Here is a 19,120-nt window from a genome sequence, read left to right on the forward strand (position 1 = left end):
CAGGTGATCGGCCGCCTTCGGCGTTCCCAGGGCCGGCCAACGGCCGGCGCTACCGAAACGCGTCCGGAGCCCACGTGGATTTATCCAGATCCCCATGGGCCCTCAGCAATTCGTAGCCCCGGCCGTTGGCCGGACACCGCGCGCAGCGCGGCCCAAGCCTCCGAACCCGGATACCCAAGCCCGCAACAAACGTCCCGACGTTCAAACCGGATCGAAGCGCCAACAAAAAGGCCCCGCCAATGGCGGGGCCTTTTTCTTTCACGCATCAGCGCAGGTTACGCGCCGTGGGCTGCCAGCTGGCCCAGGCGCTGTACCGCCACCGAGACCGTCGGGTAGTCGAGCGTCTTCTGCTCGGCCAGCTCCTGCAGCATCGACAGGGTGAAGCGCAGGCTGCTGTCGTCACGGCCGATCCAAGCCGCAACCTTGGCTTCGGCACTGCCCCCCTTCATCGACAGCACCTGGGCGGCCAGGTTGCGGTGGTGGGCGGCCAGCTCGTCGCGCAGCACGCCACGGGCCACGGCGTGCCAGCGGCCGTTGACCTCCAGCGCGTCGATCTGCTCGAACAGCCACGGCAGCTGCAGCGCGTCGCCCAGGCGGAAGTGGACCTTGGACACATCCACCGGCTTGAGCTTGCGGGTACGCGCCAGTTCGATGATGTCGAACGCCGGTTCCAGGAACTGCAGCTCGGACAGCTGCTGCGCCAGTGCCGGCGGCAGGCCCTTCTCCTTCCACTCCTGCACGCTGGCTTCGTACGCCGGGCGCTGTGCGTCCGGCAGCACGCCCGAGGCGACACGGATGTCGTTGAACGGGGCCTGGTAGCGGTTCACCGCCTCGGTGATGCCCGGCATCGCGCCGGGGCGGAACAGCAGCCAGCGCACGAACGAACGCTGCAGCTTCCAGATCACTTCCAGCGCATCGATCTGCACCGACTCCGGCAGGGTGCCGTCCAGCGCATCGATCTGCGCCCACAGGGCACGTGCATCCAGCGTTTCGCGGCTGATGGTGTAGGCCTTGGCGACCTCGGCGATGGTGCGGCCGGTGTCTTCCTGCATGCGCATCAGGAACGTGGCGCCCATGCGGTTGATGGTCTGGTTGGTCACGGCCGTGGCGATGATCTCGCGCTTCAGGCGGTGACGCTCCATCGCATCGGCATACTTCTTCTGCAGCGGCGTCGGGAAGTAACGCAGCAGTTCCTTGGACAGGTACGGGTCTTCCGGGATGTCCGATTCCAGCAGCTGCTGGAACGCCACCAGCTTGGAATACGACAGCAGCACCGACAGCTCCGGACGGGTCAGGCCCTGGCCACGCGCCTTGCGTGCCGAGAGCTCGGCATCGGTCGGCAGGAACTCGATCTGGCGATCCAGCAGCCCCTGCTTTTCCAGCGTACGGATGAAGTGCTGCTTGGAACCCAGGCGCTTGACCGCCATCCGCTCCATCAGGCTCAGGGCCTGGTTCTGGCGGTAGTTGTCGTTGAGGACCAGGTCGGCCACTTCGTCGGTCATCGACGCCAGCAGCTTGTTGCGTGCGTCCACGGTCAGCTTCTTGGCCCGCACCACATCGTTGAGCAGGATCTTGATGTTGACTTCGTGGTCGGAGGTATCCACGCCGGCCGAGTTGTCGATGAAGTCGGTGTTGAGCAGCACGCCCGCCTGGGCGGCTTCGATGCGGCCCAGCTGGGTCATGCCCAGGTTGCCGCCCTCGCCCACCACCTTGCAGCGCAGGTCGCCACCGTTGACGCGCAGCGCGTTGTTGGCGCGGTCGCCCACGTCGCTGTGCTGTTCGGTGGCGGCCTTGACGTAGGTGCCGATGCCGCCATTCCACAGCAGATCCACCGGCGCCTTCAGGATGGCACTCATCAGATCGTTGGGCGACAGCGCCTTGATGCTGTCGTCCAGGCCCAGCGCTTCACGCACCTGCGGGGTGATCTCGATCGACTTCAGGGTACGCGGGAACACGCCGCCACCCTTGCTGATCAGCTTGGTGTCGTAGTCCGCCCAGCTCGACCGCGGCACGGTGAACATGCGCTCACGTTCGATGAACGAGGTGGCCGCATCCGGATTCGGGTCCAGGAAGATGTGGCGGTGGTCGAACGCGGCAACCAGGCGGATGTGGCGCGACAGCAGCATGCCGTTGCCGAACACGTCGCCGGACATGTCGCCGACACCGACCGTGGTGAAGTCCTGGGTCTGGCTGTCACGGCCCAGCGCACGGAAGTGGCGCTTGACCGACTCCCACGCACCGCGTGCGGTGATGCCCATGCCCTTGTGGTCGTAACCAACCGAACCACCGGACGCAAATGCATCGCCCATCCAGAAGCCGTGGTCGATGGCCAAACCGTTGGCGATGTCGGAGAAGGTCGCGGTGCCCTTGTCGGCGGCCACCACCAGGTACGGGTCGTCCATGTCGTGGCGGACCACGTCCACCGGCGGCACGATCTTGTTGTTGACGATGTTGTCGGTGATGTCCAGCAGGCCCTGGATGAACAGCTTGTAGCAGGCCACGCCGTTGGCGAACACCGCATCGCGGTCACCGCTGGCCGGCGGGGTCTTGGCGAAGAAGCCGCCCTTGGCACCGACCGGCACGATCACCGTGTTCTTGACCATCTGCGCCTTGACCAGGCCCAGCACTTCGGTGCGGAAGTCTTCGCGACGGTCCGACCAGCGCAGGCCGCCACGGGCAACCGCGCCGAAGCGCAGGTGGGTACCTTCCACGCGCGGGCCGTACACGAAGATTTCGCGGTACGGGCGCGGCTTGGGCAGGTCCGGCACCAGCGCCGAATCGAACTTGAAGCTGATCACGTGGCCCGGGCGGCCCTGTGCATCGGTCTGGTAGTAGCTGGTGCGCAGGGTGGCGTCGATCACGCCCATGAAGCTGCGCAGGATGCGGTCTTCGTCGAGGCTGGAGACGCGGTCCATCAGCTTGACCAGCGCGTCGCGCGCCGCGTCCATCTGCGCCTTGCGGTCACCCTTGCGGGCATCGACCACGGTACTGATGACCTTCAGGGTGGCTTCGTCGCCACCGGCCAGCACGGTCAGGTGCGCGCGCAGGTCGGCCTGGCCATCGGCGATGGCGACCTTGTCCTCATGCCCGGTGGCCGGGTCGAAGCGGGCTTCGAACAGCTCCACCAGCAGGCGGGCCAGCAGCGGGTAACGGGTGAAGGTGGCTTCGACGTAGGCCTGCGAGAACGGCACGCCGGTCTGCAGCAGGTACTTGCAGTAACCGCGCAGCATCGCAACCTGGCGCCAATGCAGGCCAGCGGCCAGCACCAGGCGGTTGAAGCCGTCGTTCTCGGCATCGCCGTGCCAGACGCGGGCAAAGGTTTCACCGAAGGCGGCATCGGCGGCAGCAGCGTCGATCGCGCCGGCCAGCGATTCCACTTCGAAGTCCTGCACGTACACCGGCGCGTTGTCCACGCTCAGGCGGTACGGGCGCTCGGCGATCACGCGCAGGCCCATGTTTTCCATCATCGGCAGCGCGTCCGACAGCGGAATGTCATCCAGCTGGCGGTACAGCTTCAGGCGCAGGCCATCGCCTTCTTCGCGGTGCACGGCCTGCAGGCTCAGGCGCAGGTCGTCCGGACCGGTCAGCGCGTCGAGCTGGCTGACGTCGTTGGCCGCGATCTCGGTGCTCGAGTCTTCGATGTAACCGGCCGGCAGTGCCTTGCCGATGCGGGCGGCAATGCGCAGGCCTTCGCTTTCACCATGGCGGGCCACCAGCGCTTCGCGCAGGTCGTCCTGCCAGTTGCGCAGCACCTGGGCCAGCTTCTGTTCCAGTGCGCTGGTATCCACTTCCAGGGTCTGGCCAGCCTTCGGGCGCACGATCAGGTGCACCTGGGCCAGCGGCGATTCGCCCAGCACCACCGAGCTGTCCACGTATTCGCCCTGCAGCGCGTCCTTGAGCATCGCTTCGATGCGCAGGCGCACGTCGGTGTTGAAACGCTCGCGCGGCAGGTACACCAGCGCGGAGATGAAACGGCTGTACTTGTCACGGCGCAGGAACAGGCGGCTGCGCACGCGCTCCTGCAGGCCCAGCACGCCGATGGCGGTGCGGTACAGCTCTTCCTCGCTGGACTGGAACAGCTCCTCGCGCGGCAGGGTTTCCAGGATATGGCGCAGTGCCTTGCCGCTGTGGCTGGCCGGGGCCAGGCCCGACTTGCTCATCACGTATTCGTGGCGCTGGCGCACCAGCGGGATTTCCCACGGACGGCGGTTGTAGGCGCTGGAGGTGAACAGGCCCAGGAAGCGCTGCTCGCCGATGATCCTGCCCTTGGCGTCGAATTCCAGCACGCCGATGTAATCCATGTAGCCGGCGCGGTGCACGCGCGAACGCGCATTGGTCTTGGTCAGGATCAGCGCGTCCTTCAACCCGGTGGTGGCGTTGAGGCCCTGTGCGGCCAGGGTCTTGACCGGGCGTGCAGCGGACTTGTCCTTGCCGCGCATCAGGCCCAGGCCGGTGTCGTTCAACGGCGCCAGCACGTCTTCCTTGCCCTGCTTCTCCACGCGGTATTCGCGGTAACCGAAGAAGGTGAAGTGGTTTTCGGCGGCCCAGCGCAGGAACGCCTGGGCTTCGGCGCGCGAGGCGTCGTCGACCGGCAGCTGGCGGGTGCCGAGGTCGTCGGCCAGGGCCAGCGCCTTGCTGCGCATCGCCTCCCAGTCGCCGACGATGGCGCGCACTTCATCCAGCGCCTTGACGATGGCCTGTTCGACATCGGCCATGGCGTCGGCCGGCTGGCGGTCGATTTCCAGCAGCATCACCGATTCGGCGGTGCCTTCGCCCACGGTCGACAGCTTGCCGGCCTTGTCGCGGGTGAAACGGATCACCGGGTGGCCCAGCACGTGCACGCCCACGCCATGTTCGGCCAGGGTCATGGTCACGGTGTCGACCAGGAACGGCATGTCGTCGTTGACGATCTGCAGCACGGTGTGGGCAGATTCCCAGCCGTTGGCCTTCAGGGTCGGGTTGAACACGCGCACGTTGGCCTTGCCGGCCTTGCGCACGCGGGCGAATTCGAGGGTGTCGCCGGCCAGTGCGGCCCATTCTTCCGCGGTGTGGTGCGGGAACTCGTCCGCTTCCATGCGCTTGTAGAAGTCTGCGGCGAACGCCACTGCCTCGGCCTGCCCGGCCGCCGGGTAACGCTTGCGCAAGGCCGTGTACACCGGTTCCAGCGAGAAGCCCACTGGTGAAACAGTCTGCGTATCGGCTGGTTTGGTCGTTTTTTTCACGGTCTTGGCTGCTGTTTTTTGCGGATTCATGGCAGAGCGGTGCGTGTTGCCCAGTTGGAAAGATGAAATTGTAGCCCTACCGCATGAAAAGGCCTTGCTGCAGGACGGAATAAGGTTTTTCAGTTGGGTGGCGTTTACATCGCATGCCAGTACCGAACACAACGCTTCTCCAATTCTGAACTGGACGGTATAGTCCACCGCGTGAACTCCCCCTCTCCTGCCGCCGCCTCGCTGGACGCGCGCGATCATCGCGTGTTCGATGCCGTGCGCGATCTGATGGCCACCCAGGGCATGCAGCTGAGCATGGAGTCGGTGGCCCAACAGGCCGGATGTTCCAAGCAGACCCTCTACAGCCGCTACGGCAGCAAGCAGGAACTGCTGCGCCGGGTGCTGCAGCGGCACCTGTGCCGGGCCACGGCCGGGCTTCGGGCACTGGAAGGCGATGACCTGCGCGGCTGCCTGCTGCAGTTCGCCTTCGACTACCTGGACCACTTCAACGAGCCGCACGTGGTCCAGACCCGCCGGCTGATCGCCGGAGAGGCGGCCCGTTTTCCCGATGAGGCACGTTCCCTGTATCGGGATGGGGCGGAAGCATTGACGTTTCACCTTGCTGAATGGATCCAACATCGCATCCACGAGGGGCTTCTGCGCCATGACGACCCGCACTTCATGGCCGAACTGCTATTGAGCATGATCGCGGGACAGGATTTCGAGAAGCAGCGCTTTCACACCCCCCACCGTGCCGACGCGTCACAGCGGCGCCGGTGGGCCGAATTTTCCGTGGACAGTTTCCTGCGCGCGTTCGCTGCGCCCGAGGCGATCCGCTTACCGCATTCAAACCAACACCGGAGTTTCTCCTGATGATCGCCCCACTCCGCACCCTCGCCCTGACGTGCGCTGTCGCCGTTGCGTTGACCGCCTGCAAGAAGCCGGAACAACAGACGCCCCCGCCGCCGGAAGTGGGCGTGATCGAAGCCAAGGCCGATACGCTGCCGCTGCAGCGTGAGCTGGTGGGCCGCCTGTCGCCGTACCGCAGCGCCGACGTGCGCGCCCGCGTGCCGGGCGTGCTGCTCAAGCGCGTCTACCAGGAAGGCCAGGACGTCAAACAGGGCCAGGTGCTGTTCCTGATCGACCCGGCGCCGCTGCAGGCCGCATTGAATGCATCGCAGGCTGAGCTCGCGTCGGCCCAGGCCACCTATGCCAACGCCAAGGCCGCCGCCGCGCGCGCCCGCTCGCTGGCCCCCAACCAGTTCGTCTCCAAATCCGACCTGGACGCCGCCGAAGCCACCGAGCGCACCGCCGCCGCTGCCGTGCAGCAGGCGCAGGCCTCGCTGGCCAACGCGAAGATCAACCTCGGCTATGCCCAGGTCACCTCGCCCATCGCCGGCCGCGCCGGCAAGCAGCAGGTCACCGAAGGCGCGCTGGTCGGCCAGGGCGACATCACCCTGCTGACCACCGTGGACCAACTGGACCCGCTGTTCGTCAACTTCTCGATGAGCTCCGACGAGCTGACCCAGCTGCGCCGTGCGCAGGCCGCCGGCGCGGTGTCGCTGAGCGGCGATGGCAAGTCGACCGTGCAGGTGAAGCTGTCCGACGGCACGATGTACGACCAGCCGGGCACGCTGGATTACTCCTCGGCCGTGGTCGACCCCTCCACCGGCGCGGTGACGCTGCGCGCAGTACTGCCCAACCCGCAGCAGATCCTGCTGCCGGGCGCCTTCGTCAGCTTCCAGGCCGTACTGGGTGAGCGCAAAAATGCGTTCCTCGTCCCGCTGCAGGCCCTGCAGCGCGACACCACCGGCGGCTTCGTGATGGTGGTCGGCAAGGATGGCAAGGTGGTGCGCAAGAACGTGGTCACCGAAGGCCAGCAGGGCAGCAACTGGCTGGTCACCAGCGGCATCGAACCGGGCGACCAGGTGATCGTGGCTGGCGTGCAGAAGGTCAAGGAAGGCTCGCCGGCCTCGGCCAAGCCGTGGACCCCGACCGCCGCCAACGGACCTGGCGCAGCGCCTGCGGGTGCTGCACCGGCCGCGGGTGCCACTCCGGCTGCGGGCGCCCCCGCTGCCGCGGGCACCGCGCCGGCCGATGCCGCCGCTGATCCGGCCGCCAAGCCCTCCGATGGCGCTCCGGCTGCCGAACCGACCAAGCAATAACGGGACCTTCCGTCATGCCTAAATTTTTCATTGAACACCCGGTATTCGCCTGGGTGGTCGCGATCCTGATCTCGCTTGCGGGCGTGATCTCGATCCTGGGTCTGGGCGTGGAGTCCTACCCGAGCATCGCACCGCCCCAGGTGACGGTGAGCGCCACCTACCCCGGCGCCAGCGCCGACACCACCGAAAAGTCGGTCACCCAGGTGATCGAGCAGCAGCTGACCGGTATCGATCACCTGCTGTACTTCAGCTCCTCGTCGGCCTCCAACGGCCGCGCGACCATCACCCTGACCTTCGAAACCGGTACCGACGCGGACATCGCCCAGGTGCAGGTGCAGAACAAGGTGTCGCTGGCCACGCCGCGCCTGCCCACCGAAGTGACCCAGCAGGGCGTGGTGGTGGCCAAGGCCAACGCCGGCTTCCTGATGGTGGTGGCGCTGCAGTCGGACAGCGAAGCGATCACCCGCGATGCGCTCAACGACATCGTGGGTTCGCGCGTGCTCGACCAGATCTCGCGCATTCCCGGCGTGGGCAGCACCCAGCAGTTCGGTTCCGAGTACGCCATGAACATCTGGCTCAACCCGGAACGCATGCAGGGCTACAACCTCTCGGCCACCCAGGTACTGGCGGCGATCAAGGCCCAGAACGTGCAGTTCGCGGCCGGTTCGCTGGGCGCCGATCCGTCGCCGGCAGGCCACTACTTCACCGCCACGGTGTCGGCGGAGGGCCGCTTCAGCTCGCCTGACCAGTTCGAGAACATCATCCTGCGGGCCAACGCGGACGGTTCGCGCGTACTGCTCAAGGACGTGGCGCGCATCGCCTTCGGTGCCAACAACTACGGCTTCGATACCCAGTACAACGGCAAGCCGACCGGCGCCTTCGCGATCCAGCTGCTGCCGGGCGCCAACGCCCTGAACGTGGCCAACGCGGTCACCGCGAAGATGGATGAACTGGAATCCACCTTCCCGACCGGGGTCACCTGGTTCTCGCCGTACGACAGCACCACGTTCGTGAAGATCTCGATCGAGGAAGTGGTCAAGACCCTGATCGAAGCGATCGTGCTGGTCTTCCTGGTGATGCTGATCTTCCTGCAGAACTTCCGCGCCACCCTGATCCCCACGCTGGTCATCCCGGTCGCCCTGCTGGGCACCTTCCTGGGCATGAGCATCATCGGCTTCACCATCAACCAGCTGACCCTGTTTGCGATGGTGCTGGCGATCGGCATCGTGGTCGATGACGCCATCGTGGTCATCGAGAACGTCGAACGCATCATGACCGAGGAGAAGCTGCCGCCGAAGGCCGCCACCCAGAAGGCCATGACCCAGATCACCGGCGCGGTGGTGGCCATCACCGTGGTGCTGGCGGCGGTATTCATTCCCTCGGCGCTGCAGGGCGGTGCCGCCGGTGAGATCTACAAGCAGTTCGCGCTGACCATCGCCATCGCGATGGCGTTCTCGGCGTTCCTGGCGCTGGGCTTCACCCCGGCGCTGTGCGCGACCTTCCTGAAGGCCACGCACGGCGAACCGAACGTGGTCTACCGCACCTTCAACAAGTACTACGACAAGATCAGTGGCACCTACGTGGGCCACATCACCTCGGCGGTGAAGCATGCGCCGCGCTGGATGATCCTGTTCGTGGTGCTTACCGTGCTGTGCGGCTTCCTGTTCACCCGCATGCCGGGCAGCTTCCTGCCGGAAGAAGACCAGGGCTATGCGCTGGCGATCGTGCAGCTGCCGCCGGGCTCGACCAAGGCGCAGACCAATGCGACCTTCGCGCAGATGCGCGGCATCCTGGAAAAGCAGGATGGCTTCGAAGGCATGCTGCAGGTGGCCGGTTTCAGCTTCGTCGGCTCGGGCGAAAACGTGGGCATGGGCTTCATCCGGCTCAAGCCGTGGGCGGACCGTGACATCACGGTGCCCGAGTTCATCCAGAACATGAACGGCGCGTTCTACGGCATCAAGGAGGCGCAGATCTTCGTGGTCAACCTGCCCACGGTGCAGGGCCTGGGCCAGTTCGGCGGCTTCGACATGTGGCTGCAGGACCGCGGCGGTGCCGGCTTCGAACAGCTGACGCAGGCGCGCAACATTCTGTTGGGCAAGGCGGCCGAGGAGAAGGAACTGCTCACCGGCGTGCGCCCGAACGGGCTGGAAAACGCGCCGCAGCTGCAGCTGCACGTGGACCGCGTGCAGGCGCAGACGATGGGCCTGTCGGTGTCGGACGTGTACAGCACCATCCAGCTGATGCTGGCGCCGGTATACGTGAACGACTTCTTCTACCAGGGCCGCATCAAGCGCGTGACCATGCAGGCCGATGGTCCGTTCCGCACCGGTGCGGAGTCGTTGAACAGCTTCTACACCCCCAGCTCGCTGCAGACCAACGCCGACGGTACGCCGGCAATGATTCCGCTGAGCACCGTGGTGAAGTCCGAGTGGGTGTCCGCCCCGCCGTCGCTGAGCCGCTACAACGGCTATTCGGCGATCAACATCGTCGGTTCGCAGGCACCGGGCAAGAGCTCGGGCGAGGCGATGCAGGCGATGGAGCGGATCGTGCAGGATGACCTGCCGGCGGGCTTCGGCTACGACTGGTCGGGCATGTCCTACCAGGAAATCCTGGCGGGCAACGCGGCCACGCTGCTGCTGGTGCTGTCGATCGTGGTGGTGTTCCTGTGCCTTGCGGCGCTGTATGAAAGCTGGTCGATCCCGGTGGCGGTGCTGCTGGTGGTGCCGCTGGGCGTGCTGGGTGCGCTGTCGTTCTCGCTCGCCCGTGGCCTGCCCAACGATCTGTACTTCAAGATCGGCCTGATCACGGTGATCGGCCTGGCGGCGAAGAACGCGATCCTGATCGTGGAGTTCGCGGTGGAGCAGCGCGCAGCAGGCAAGAACCTGCGCGAGGCGACCATCGAAGCCTCGCGCCTGCGCTTCCGGCCGATCCTGATGACCTCGTTCGCGTTCATCATGGGCGTGATCCCGATGGCGATCTCCACCGGTGCCGGCGCCAACGCGCGTCACGCCATCGGTACGGGCGTGATCGGCGGCATGGTATTCGCCACCTTCCTGGGCCTGCTGATGATCCCAGTGTTCTTCGTGGTGGTCCGCCGCATGCTGGGCGACAAGCTGGACGAACCGTCCAAGGAGTTCCTGGAACGCCAGGGCGAAGCCTCCGCGGCGCATCGTCCGGATCGTTGATCTTTGTTTGATTGAATCGCGAAAGGCCCTGGAGCGATCCGGGGCCTTTTTTTTTGCGGTTGCCCGCTTGCCGTGTCGCCGTGCGTTGCCCGGCTGCTGATGCGTTTGTGCGAACAGCCTGTGGCTGGGACGATCTCTGGCTAGGCGGGTCGGTGCCACGGGAAAAGCCGGTGTGCCGGCGATGCCGGCACCTGCTTCGATCAGTTCAATGCGTTATCGAACGTGGAAATCTTCACGGCGGTTGTTTGGGAACCAACCCTACCGCGCCCTGTGCTTTTTCCGTGGCCTCCTGCCCACTGTCATAGGCGAGCCGGGGCGGGTTTGCGGGGGCTTTGCGAAACATGGATGTTTCGCAAGAGCCTCCAGGGATGGATTCACGGCGCCCCCCGCAAACCCGCACCGGCTCGCCAACTCCGGCAAACCGGTGGCCAACGGCTGTTCGCCCAGATGCATGAAGCTACCGGGCGCAGCCCGGTACCCAGGTACACCATGCAATCAGACACCCCAAAAGCAATCGGGGCCCCAATAGGGCCCCGATGCTTTGGTCCGTAAGGCGAGAAGCCGCCTCAGCGCAGACCGGTTTCGTTGCGGGCGATGACCAGGCGCTGGATTTCCGAGGTGCCTTCATAGATCTCGGTGATCTTGGCATCACGGAAGTAACGCTCCAGCGGCATTTCCTTCGAGTAACCCATGCCGCCGTGGATCTGCACGGCCTGGTGGGTGATCCACATCGCCGCTTCGGAGGCGGTCAACTTGGCGATGGCCGCTTCGTTGCTGAAACGCTTGCCCTGGCCCTTCACCCATGCCGCGCGCAGGGTCAGCAGCAGTGCTGCATCCAGCTTGCACTTCATGTCGGCGATCTTGGCCTGGGTCATCTGGAACGTGCCGATCGCCGCGCCGAAGGCCTTGCGGTCCTTCACGTATTCGATCGTGGCCTCATAGGCCGCACGTGCGATGCCGATTGCCTGCGACGCGATGCCGATACGGCCGGCGTCCAGCACGCCCATCGCGATCTTGAAGCCCTCGCCTTCCTTGCCCACCACGTCTTCGGCCGCCGCCACGTAATCCTGGAACTCGATCTCGCAGGTGGCCGAGGCGCGGATGCCGAGCTTCGGCTCGGTCTTGCCGCGGTGGAAGCCGGCCTTGTCGGTGTCGATCATGAACGCAGTGATGCCACGCGCACCCTGCTCCGGGTCGGTCATGGCAAACAGCACGATGTACTTGGCCACCGGACCGGAGGTGATCCAGCTCTTCTTGCCGTTGATCACATAGGTGCCGTCGGCCTGCTTGACCGCGCGGCAACGCATGGCCGTGGCGTCCGAACCGGACTGCGGCTCGGTCAACGCGAACGCGCCGATGGCCTCGCCCTCGGCGATGGCGCGCACGTACTTCTGCTTCTGCGCCTCGCTGCCGTGGGTCAGGATGCCGTTGCAGAACAGCGAGTTGTTGACCGACATGATGGTCGAATGCGCGGCGTCGCCCGCGGCAACCTCCACCATCGCCAGCACGTAGGCAATCGGGTCCATGCCCGCGCCGCCGTACTCGGCCGGCACTTCGATGCCCATCAGGCCGTTTTCGCCCAGCAGGCGGATGTTGTCCAGCGGGAACTCGCCGGTACGGTCATGGTGCTCGGCGCTCGGCGCGATCTTTTCCTGCGCGATGCGGCGCGCAACGTCCTGCAGCATCAGCTGCTCTTCGGTGAAACTGAAATCCACGAAACCCTCCCAGGAACATGTCGATATGGCCGCGCCGGGCGCGTCCAGGTGCGGCGATTGTACCGGGGGCCACCCAATCCGGGCTGACTTGACCGCGAAGGCGCCAAAGGACGAAAATATCTCTATATCGCGATAGGTAGATATTTATGGATCTCGAGGACTGGTCGGTCCGGCTGAAAGTGTTCGCCGACGCCACCCGCGTGCGCCTGTTGGCGCTGCTGGAGCAGGAAGAACTCACCGTGGCCGAGCTGTCGGCCATCACCACCCTGGCCCAGCCGCGGGTGTCGACCCACCTGGCCCGCCTCAAGGAAGCCGGCCTGGTGCGCGACCGGCGCGCAGGCGTGTCGGCGTACTACCGCTTCGACGATGCCGCGCTGGACCCTGCCCAACGCGCATTGTGGCACGCCCTGAGCACCGGCAGCGACGACCCGCTGCTGCGCCAGGATGCTGAACGCGTGGCCAGCGTGCTGGCCAGCCGCGCCGCCGACCAGAACTGGGCCGACAGCGTGGCCGGCGACATGGAACGCCACTACTCGCCCGGCCGCACCTGGGAAGCGCTGGCGCGCACCGCGCTGCCGCTGCTGGAAACCGGGGACGTGCTCGATATCGCCTCCGGCGATGGCGTGCTGGCGGAACTGGTGGCCCCGCATGCCAAGCGCTACGTCTGCATCGACACCAGCGCCCGCGTCGTGGCCGCCGCCAGCGAACGCCTGCGCCGCCTGGCCAACGTGGAAGTGCGCGAGGGCGACATGCATGCCCTGCCCTTCAAGGACCGCAGCTTCGACCTGGTGGTGCTGATGCATGCACTGACCTACGCCGCCAAGCCGGCCCAGGCCGTGGCAGAAGGCGCGCGCGTGCTGCGCTCCGGTGGCCGCCTGTTGCTCTGCAGCCTGGCCCGCCACGAGCACAAGGCCGCCGTCGAGGCCTATGGCCACGTCAACCTGGGTTTCTCGGACAAAGAGCTGCGTAAGTTCGCCGAGAAGGCCGGGCTGGTCGTGTCCAGCCTGGAAACGGTGACCCGCGAAAAGCGTCCGCCGCATTTTGAAGTCATTTCGCTGATTGCCAGCAAGCCCTGAGGTTTCCCCGCGATGTCCCTGCCCTGGCTGCACCCCGATCGTGTCCGCGCCCTCGAAGACGCGCTGGCCCAGCGCATCCTGATCATCGACGGTGCGATGGGCACCATGATCCAGCGGCACGGGCTGGAGGAAGGCGATTACCGCGGGGAACGCTTCGCCGGCGGCTTCGACAGCGCCCATCGGCCCGGCTGCGGGCACGATGCGGGCAGCGCTACCCCGGAAGGCCATGACCTGAAAGGCAACAACGACCTGCTGCTGCTGACCCGCCCGGAGGTGATCGCGGAGATCCACACCGCTTACCTGCAGGCCGGGGCCGACCTGATCGAAACCAACACGTTCAATGCCACCTCGGTAAGCCAGGCCGATTACCACCTGGAACACCTGGTGTACGAGTTGAACAAGGCCGGCGCTGCCGTCGCGCGCGCCTGCTGCGATGCGGTCGAGGCCAACACCCCGGATAAACCGCGTTTCGTCATCGGGGTGCTGGGGCCGACCAGCCGCACCGCCTCGATCAGCCCCGACGTGAACGATCCCGGTTTCCGCAACACCAGCTTCGATGCGCTGCGCGAGACCTACCGCGAGGCCATCGATGGTTTGATCGACGGCGGCGCCGACACCCTGATGGTGGAAACCATCTTCGACACGCTCAATGCCAAGGCCGCGCTGTTCGCCATCGAAGAAGCCTTCGATGCGCGCGGCGCGCGCCTGCCGATCATGATCTCCGGCACCATCACCGACGCCTCCGGGCGCACCCTGTCGGGCCAGACCGCCGACGCCTTCCATGCGTCGCTCGCCCACGCGCGTCCCCTGTCGATCGGCCTGAACTGCGCGCTCGGCGCCGACGCGATGCGACCGCACGTGGAAACCCTGGGCCAGGTGGCCGACTGTTACGTCAGCGCCCATCCCAACGCCGGGCTGCCCAACGCCTTCGGTGAGTACGACGAGACCCCGGACGAAATGGCCGCCACCCTGCGCGGTTTCGCCGAGGACGGCCTGCTCAACCTGGTGGGTGGCTGCTGCGGCTCCACCCCCGACCACATCCGTGCCATCGCCCAGGCCGTGGCCGGCCTGCGGCCGCGCGCACTGCCCGGCGCGCAGGAGCAGGCGGCATGAACGCACCTACGCGCCACACCCGGCTGTCCGGGCTGGAACCGCTGGTCATCACCCCGGACCTGCTGTTCGTCAACATCGGCGAGCGCACCAACGTCACCGGCAGCGCGCAGTTCCGCAAGCTGGTCAAGGAAGAGCGCTACGAAGAAGCGGTGGAAGTGGCCCGCCAGCAGGTCGCCAGCGGCGCGCAGATCCTCGATGTCAACATGGACGAGGGCCTGATCGATTCCGAGAAGGCGATGACCCGCTATCTCAACCTGATCATGTCCGAGCCGGATATCGCGCGCATCCCGGTGATGGTCGATTCGTCCAAGTGGAGCGTGATCGAAGCCGGGCTGAAGTGCCTGCAGGGCAAGAGCGTGGTCAATTCGATCTCGCTCAAGGAAGGCGAGGCGCTGTTCATCGAACACGCACGCAAGGTGCTGCGCTACGGCGCGGCGGCGGTGGTGATGGCCTTCGACGAGCAGGGCCAGGCCGATACCTGCGCGCGCAAGGTGGAAATCTGCACCCGTGCCTACCGGATCCTGGTCGACCAGGTCGGCTTCCCGCCCCAGGACATCATCTTCGACCCGAACATCTTCGCCGTGGCCACCGGCATCGAGGAGCACGACAATTACGCGGTGGACTTCATCGAAGCCACCCGCATCATCAAGCGCACACTGCCGCATTGCCATGTGTCCGGTGGCGTGTCCAACGTGTCGTTCTCGTTCCGTGGCAACGAAACGGTGCGCCAGGCCATCCACGCGGTGTTCCTGTACCACGCCATCGCGGCGGGCATGGACATGGGCATCGTCAACGCCGGCGCCATGCCGATCTACGACGACCTGGATGCCGAACTGCGCGAGCGCGTGGAGGACGTGATCCTCAACCGCCGTCCGGATGGCACCGAGCGCCTGCTGGAGATCGCCGAGCGCTACAAGGGCAGGAAGGGCGAGATCAAGGGCGAAGACCTGGCCTGGCGCGAAAAGCCGATCGACGCGCGCCTGGCGCATGCGCTGGTGCACGGCCTGGATGCCTGGGTCGAAGCCGATACCGAGGAGGCACGGATCCGTTCCAGCCGCCCGCTGGACGTGATCGAAGGGCCGCTGATGGACGGCATGAACGTGGTCGGCGACCTGTTCGGCGCCGGCAAGATGTTCCTGCCGCAGGTGGTCAAATCCGCGCGCGTGATGAAGAAGGCCGTGGCCTACCTGCTGCCCTTCATCGAAGCCGAAAAGGCGCGCAGCGGCGATACCGCCAAGAGCAACGGCAAGATCATCATGGCCACGGTGAAGGGTGATGTGCATGACATCGGCAAGAACATCGTCGGCGTGGTGCTGGCGTGCAACAACTTCGAGGTGATCGACCTCGGCGTGATGGTGCCGGCACAGAAGATCCTGGACGCGGCCCGCGCCGAGAACGCCGACATCATCGGCCTGTCCGGGTTGATCACCCCGTCGCTGGAAGAAATGAGCCACGTGGCCCGCGAGATGGAACGGCAGGGCTTCACCCTGCCCTTGATGATCGGCGGCGCCACCACCTCGCGCGCGCACACCGCGCTGAAGATCGACCCGCATTACAAGGCGCCCACGGTGTGGGTGAAGGATGCTTCGCGGGCGGTGGGCGTGGCCCAGTCGCTGATCTCCAGCGAGCTGCGCGAGGCCTTCGTGGCCGCCAACGAGGCCGACTACGCCGACATCCGCCAGCGCCACCGCAACCGCGGCGATGCCAAACGCCTGGTGACCCTGGCCAAGGCCCGCGCGCAGCGTTTCGACGGCAACTGGGCGCAGTACCAGCCGCCGGCCCCACGCCGCCCGGGCCTGCACGTGCTGGATGACTACCCGCTGGCCGACCTGGTGGGGGTGATCGACTGGACCCCGTTCTTCCAGGCCTGGGAACTGGCCGGCAAGTACCCGGCCATCCTCACCGACGAGATCGTGGGCACCCAGGCCAGCGAGCTGTACCGCGATGCGCGCGCGATGCTCAAGCGCATCGTCGACGAGCGTTGGCTGACCGCCAAGGCGGTGTTCGGGGTGTGGCCGGCCAACAGCGTGGGCGACGATGTTCACCTGACCACCGAGGAGGGGCCGGCCGTACTGCACTTCCTGCGCCAGCAGGTGGACAAGCCGGTGGAGCGCCCGGACTTCTGCCTGGCCGATTTCATCGCGCCGGCCGACAGCGGCCTCCAGGACTGGATCGGCGCGTTCGCGGTCACCGCCGGGATCGGCATCGACCCGCACGTGGCCCGCTTCGAGGCCAACCATGACGACTACAACGCGATCCTGCTCAAGGCGCTGGCCGACCGCCTGGCCGAAGCCCTGGCCGAGCGCCTGCACCAGCAGGTGCGCACCGATTACTGGGGCTACCAGCCGGACGAGGCACTGGACAACGACGCGCTGATTGCCGAGCAGTACAGCGGCATCCGCCCGGCGCCGGGCTACCCCGCCTGCCCCGAGCACAGCGAAAAAGCCACCCTGTTCCGCCTGCTCGATGCGGAAAACAACGCGGACATGCAGCTGACCGAGAGCTTTGCGATGCTGCCCACCGCGGCGGTGTCCGGCTATTACTTCAGCCACCCGCAGAGCCAGTATTTCGTGGTGGGCCGGGTCACCCGCGAGCAGGTCGGCGATTACGCCAAACGCAAGGGCGTGGAACGCGCGCAGGTCGAACGCTGGCTGGCCTCCAACCTGGATTACGATCCGGAATGAACGCGGTTCCGGTCGCCCGCCTCTCCAGCTACTACCTGTTCTACTACGCGGCGCTCGGCGCATTCACTCCGTACTGGTCGCTGTTCCTGACCGCGCGCGGGATGAGCGTGACCGCGATCAGCGTGATGATGGGGATCTGGTATGCCACCCGCATCGTGGCGCCCACGACGTGGACCTCGATTGCCGCCGCCTCGCCACACCCGATCCGCTGGCTGCGCGTGGGCAGCGTGCTGACCCTGCTCACCTTCTGCGCGTTCCTGCTGCCGCTGCCCCTGCCGTGGATGTACCCGGCCATGGTGGTGTTCTGCTTCTTCTACAACGCGGTGATGCCGCAATTCGAATCGATCACCCTCACCCACCTGGGCAACGACAGCCACCGCTACGGGCTGATCCGGGTGTGGGGCTCGCTGGGCTTCATCGCGGTGGTGATGGGCTTTGGCTGGCTGATCGAAGGCGGCGGCGGAGCTGGGAAGGCGTACCTGCTGCCGTGGCTGATGCTGCCGCTGTTCGCGTTGCTGGTGGGCTCGGCGTTTGCCAACTACTACGCGCGCGACTTCCATCGCGCGGATGGTGATGCCAGCGGCTTCTGGCAGATCGTGCGCAAACCGCAGGTGCTGGCGTTCTTCCTGGCCGCGTTCATGGAACAGCTGTCGTTCGGGCCGTACTACACGTTCTTTTCGGTCTACATGGATCACCACGGCTATGCGACCTCCACGCTGGGGCTGCTGTGGACGATCGGCGTGGTGTTCGAGGTCGGCGTGTTCTTCACCATCGGCCGCTTCTTCCGCCGCTATGACGCCAGCTGGATGCTGCTGATCGCCCTGGTCAGCTCCACCCTGCGCTGGACCGTCACCGCACTGTTCCCGGACCACCTGGGGGTGATGCTGGTGGCGCAGACCGCGCATGCGCTGGGATTTGCGGCCTTCTTCGCGGCGGCCATGCAGATGCTGGCGACCTACTTCCCGGGCCGGCTCAACGGGCACGGCCAGGGGCTGCTGTATGGCTTCTCGTCAGGCGTCGGCGGCGTGCTCGGCGCGTTGATCGCCGGCCAGCTGTGGAACATCGACCAGGGCCGCACCGCATTCCTGGCCGGCGCGGGGTTTGCGTTCGCCGGTGCACTGCTGTGCTTCTTCGCGATCAGCCTGCCACTGTTGCGCAAACCAAGGCGCGTTTCCGCCTGAGGTTCCTGCGTCAATGCAGAGATGGGCGTTATCGGCCCTACTGCACCGCTTGCAGGTGGCTGCGGAAACCGGGCAACAAGACGCGGTTGCCGTACCCGCTCAGGTGATCGGCGTCGAAATATAGCGGCCTGCCGTCTGCATCGGGCCTGCACACGTCGCCCGGGCACAACGCCGGTAATGGATCCCACACGCTTGCACCCGGCAACGCGGCGGCAACCTGACGCAGGCTGTCCAGCACCGGCGCGCGCATTGCCTCCACCTGCGCGCGCGGAATCTGCATGCCATTGACGCAGATCGGGTTGTGGCGGTTGAACGCATCCGAGCAGCGGTACGGCGGTGCAGGCAGCACCGGCTTGGGCGCTTCCAGCACGATCCGCACGCCGCGTTCGGCCAGGGGACGCAGCTGTTCGATCGAGGCGATTACTTCGGCCGCCCGCCCTTGCACCGCAGCCGGGCTCGCCAGATCGGCGGTGACCTGGGCCGCATCGAACAGCTGGTACTGCTCGGCCAGGCGCGGAATGCGCAGCCCGGGCAGGAACAGCACGTCACCGGCACGCGCGGCAGCCTGGATATCCTCCAGCACGTTACGGGTGTACACCTCGCATCCCGGGTTCGGACCGCGCCAGGCCTGCATGCCCACCAGCGCGCAACCGCCACTGCCGTACAGGCGAACCTGCCCGCCGTCCTGCACCACCTTGCGCCGCAGCAGCTCGTTATAGACCAGCGCGTGCGAATCGCCGGCCACGAACAGCACGTCGGCCGCCCCGCTGCCGCCCTTGCACTCGCCCCGC

General features: G+C 66.2%; 10 protein-coding genes. 7 read left to right on the top strand and 3 right to left on the bottom strand.

Annotated elements, in window-relative coordinates; translation table 11 throughout:
* Nucleotides 1-275: 275 nt before the first annotated feature.
* Nucleotides 276-5,252: an NAD-glutamate dehydrogenase domain-containing protein gene (locus KVS69_RS06795; protein WP_217537565.1), complete on the bottom strand. Its 4,977-nt coding sequence runs from the start codon at nucleotides 5,250-5,252 to the stop codon at nucleotides 276-278.
* 171 nt (nucleotides 5,253-5,423) lie between these two features.
* Between KVS69_RS06795 and KVS69_RS06800 the strand changes: the two genes are divergently transcribed.
* From KVS69_RS06800 to KVS69_RS06810, 3 genes are read left to right on the top strand one after another with little or no spacing between them, the layout of a single operon-like run.
* Nucleotides 5,424-6,083: a TetR/AcrR family transcriptional regulator gene (locus KVS69_RS06800; RefSeq protein ID WP_184127090.1), complete on the top strand. Its 660-nt coding sequence runs from the start codon at nucleotides 5,424-5,426 to the stop codon at nucleotides 6,081-6,083.
* Complete coding sequence (locus KVS69_RS06805; protein ID WP_217537566.1) at nucleotides 6,083-7,375, top strand: efflux RND transporter periplasmic adaptor subunit; 1,293 nt, start codon at nucleotides 6,083-6,085, stop codon at nucleotides 7,373-7,375. Before KVS69_RS06800 ends, KVS69_RS06805 begins: the two co-directional genes overlap by 1 nt.
* A gap of 14 nt (nucleotides 7,376-7,389) precedes the next feature.
* On the top strand, nucleotides 7,390-10,560 hold the full coding sequence (locus tag KVS69_RS06810; RefSeq protein ID WP_217537567.1) for a multidrug efflux RND transporter permease subunit: 3,171 nt from the start codon (nucleotides 7,390-7,392) through the stop codon (nucleotides 10,558-10,560).
* A gap of 566 nt (nucleotides 10,561-11,126) precedes the next feature.
* Here KVS69_RS06810 and KVS69_RS06815 read toward each other — a convergent pair.
* Complete coding sequence (locus KVS69_RS06815) at nucleotides 11,127-12,275, bottom strand: acyl-CoA dehydrogenase family protein (RefSeq protein ID WP_093532534.1); 1,149 nt, start codon at nucleotides 12,273-12,275, stop codon at nucleotides 11,127-11,129.
* Nucleotides 12,276-12,421: 146 nt separating this feature from the next.
* On the opposite strand from KVS69_RS06815, the gene KVS69_RS06820 reads away from it, so the two are divergent.
* From KVS69_RS06820 to KVS69_RS06835, 4 genes are read left to right on the top strand one after another with little or no spacing between them, the layout of a single operon-like run.
* The gene (locus KVS69_RS06820; RefSeq protein WP_068852932.1) at nucleotides 12,422-13,351 is read left to right on the top strand and encodes a metalloregulator ArsR/SmtB family transcription factor; all 930 of its coding nucleotides are present in this window, start codon (nucleotides 12,422-12,424) and stop codon (nucleotides 13,349-13,351) included.
* 12 nt (nucleotides 13,352-13,363) lie between these two features.
* Nucleotides 13,364-14,464: a homocysteine S-methyltransferase family protein gene (locus KVS69_RS06825; RefSeq protein ID WP_217537568.1), complete on the top strand. Its 1,101-nt coding sequence runs from the start codon at nucleotides 13,364-13,366 to the stop codon at nucleotides 14,462-14,464.
* A complete protein-coding gene (metH, locus tag KVS69_RS06830; protein ID WP_217537569.1) occupies nucleotides 14,461-17,148 on the top strand; it encodes a methionine synthase in 2,688 nt (895 codons plus the stop codon). The genes KVS69_RS06825 and metH overlap by 4 nt, the downstream gene beginning before the upstream one ends.
* Nucleotides 17,145-18,329 carry an MFS transporter gene (locus tag KVS69_RS06835; RefSeq protein WP_217537570.1) on the top strand — a complete coding sequence of 395 codons (1,185 nt, stop codon included), beginning with the start codon at nucleotides 17,145-17,147 and terminating at the stop codon, nucleotides 18,327-18,329. The genes metH and KVS69_RS06835 overlap by 4 nt, the downstream gene beginning before the upstream one ends.
* 37 nt (nucleotides 18,330-18,366) lie before the next feature.
* Here the strand turns inward: KVS69_RS06835 and KVS69_RS06840 are convergent.
* The coding region (locus KVS69_RS06840) for an SGNH hydrolase domain-containing protein (protein ID WP_302675361.1) at nucleotides 18,367-19,120 on the bottom strand (754 nt) is incomplete at its 5' end.

Origin of the sequence: Stenotrophomonas sp. GbtcB23, from assembly GCF_019091045.1 — a bacterium.
GTDB lineage: Bacteria > Pseudomonadota > Gammaproteobacteria > Xanthomonadales > Xanthomonadaceae > Stenotrophomonas > Stenotrophomonas rhizophila_A.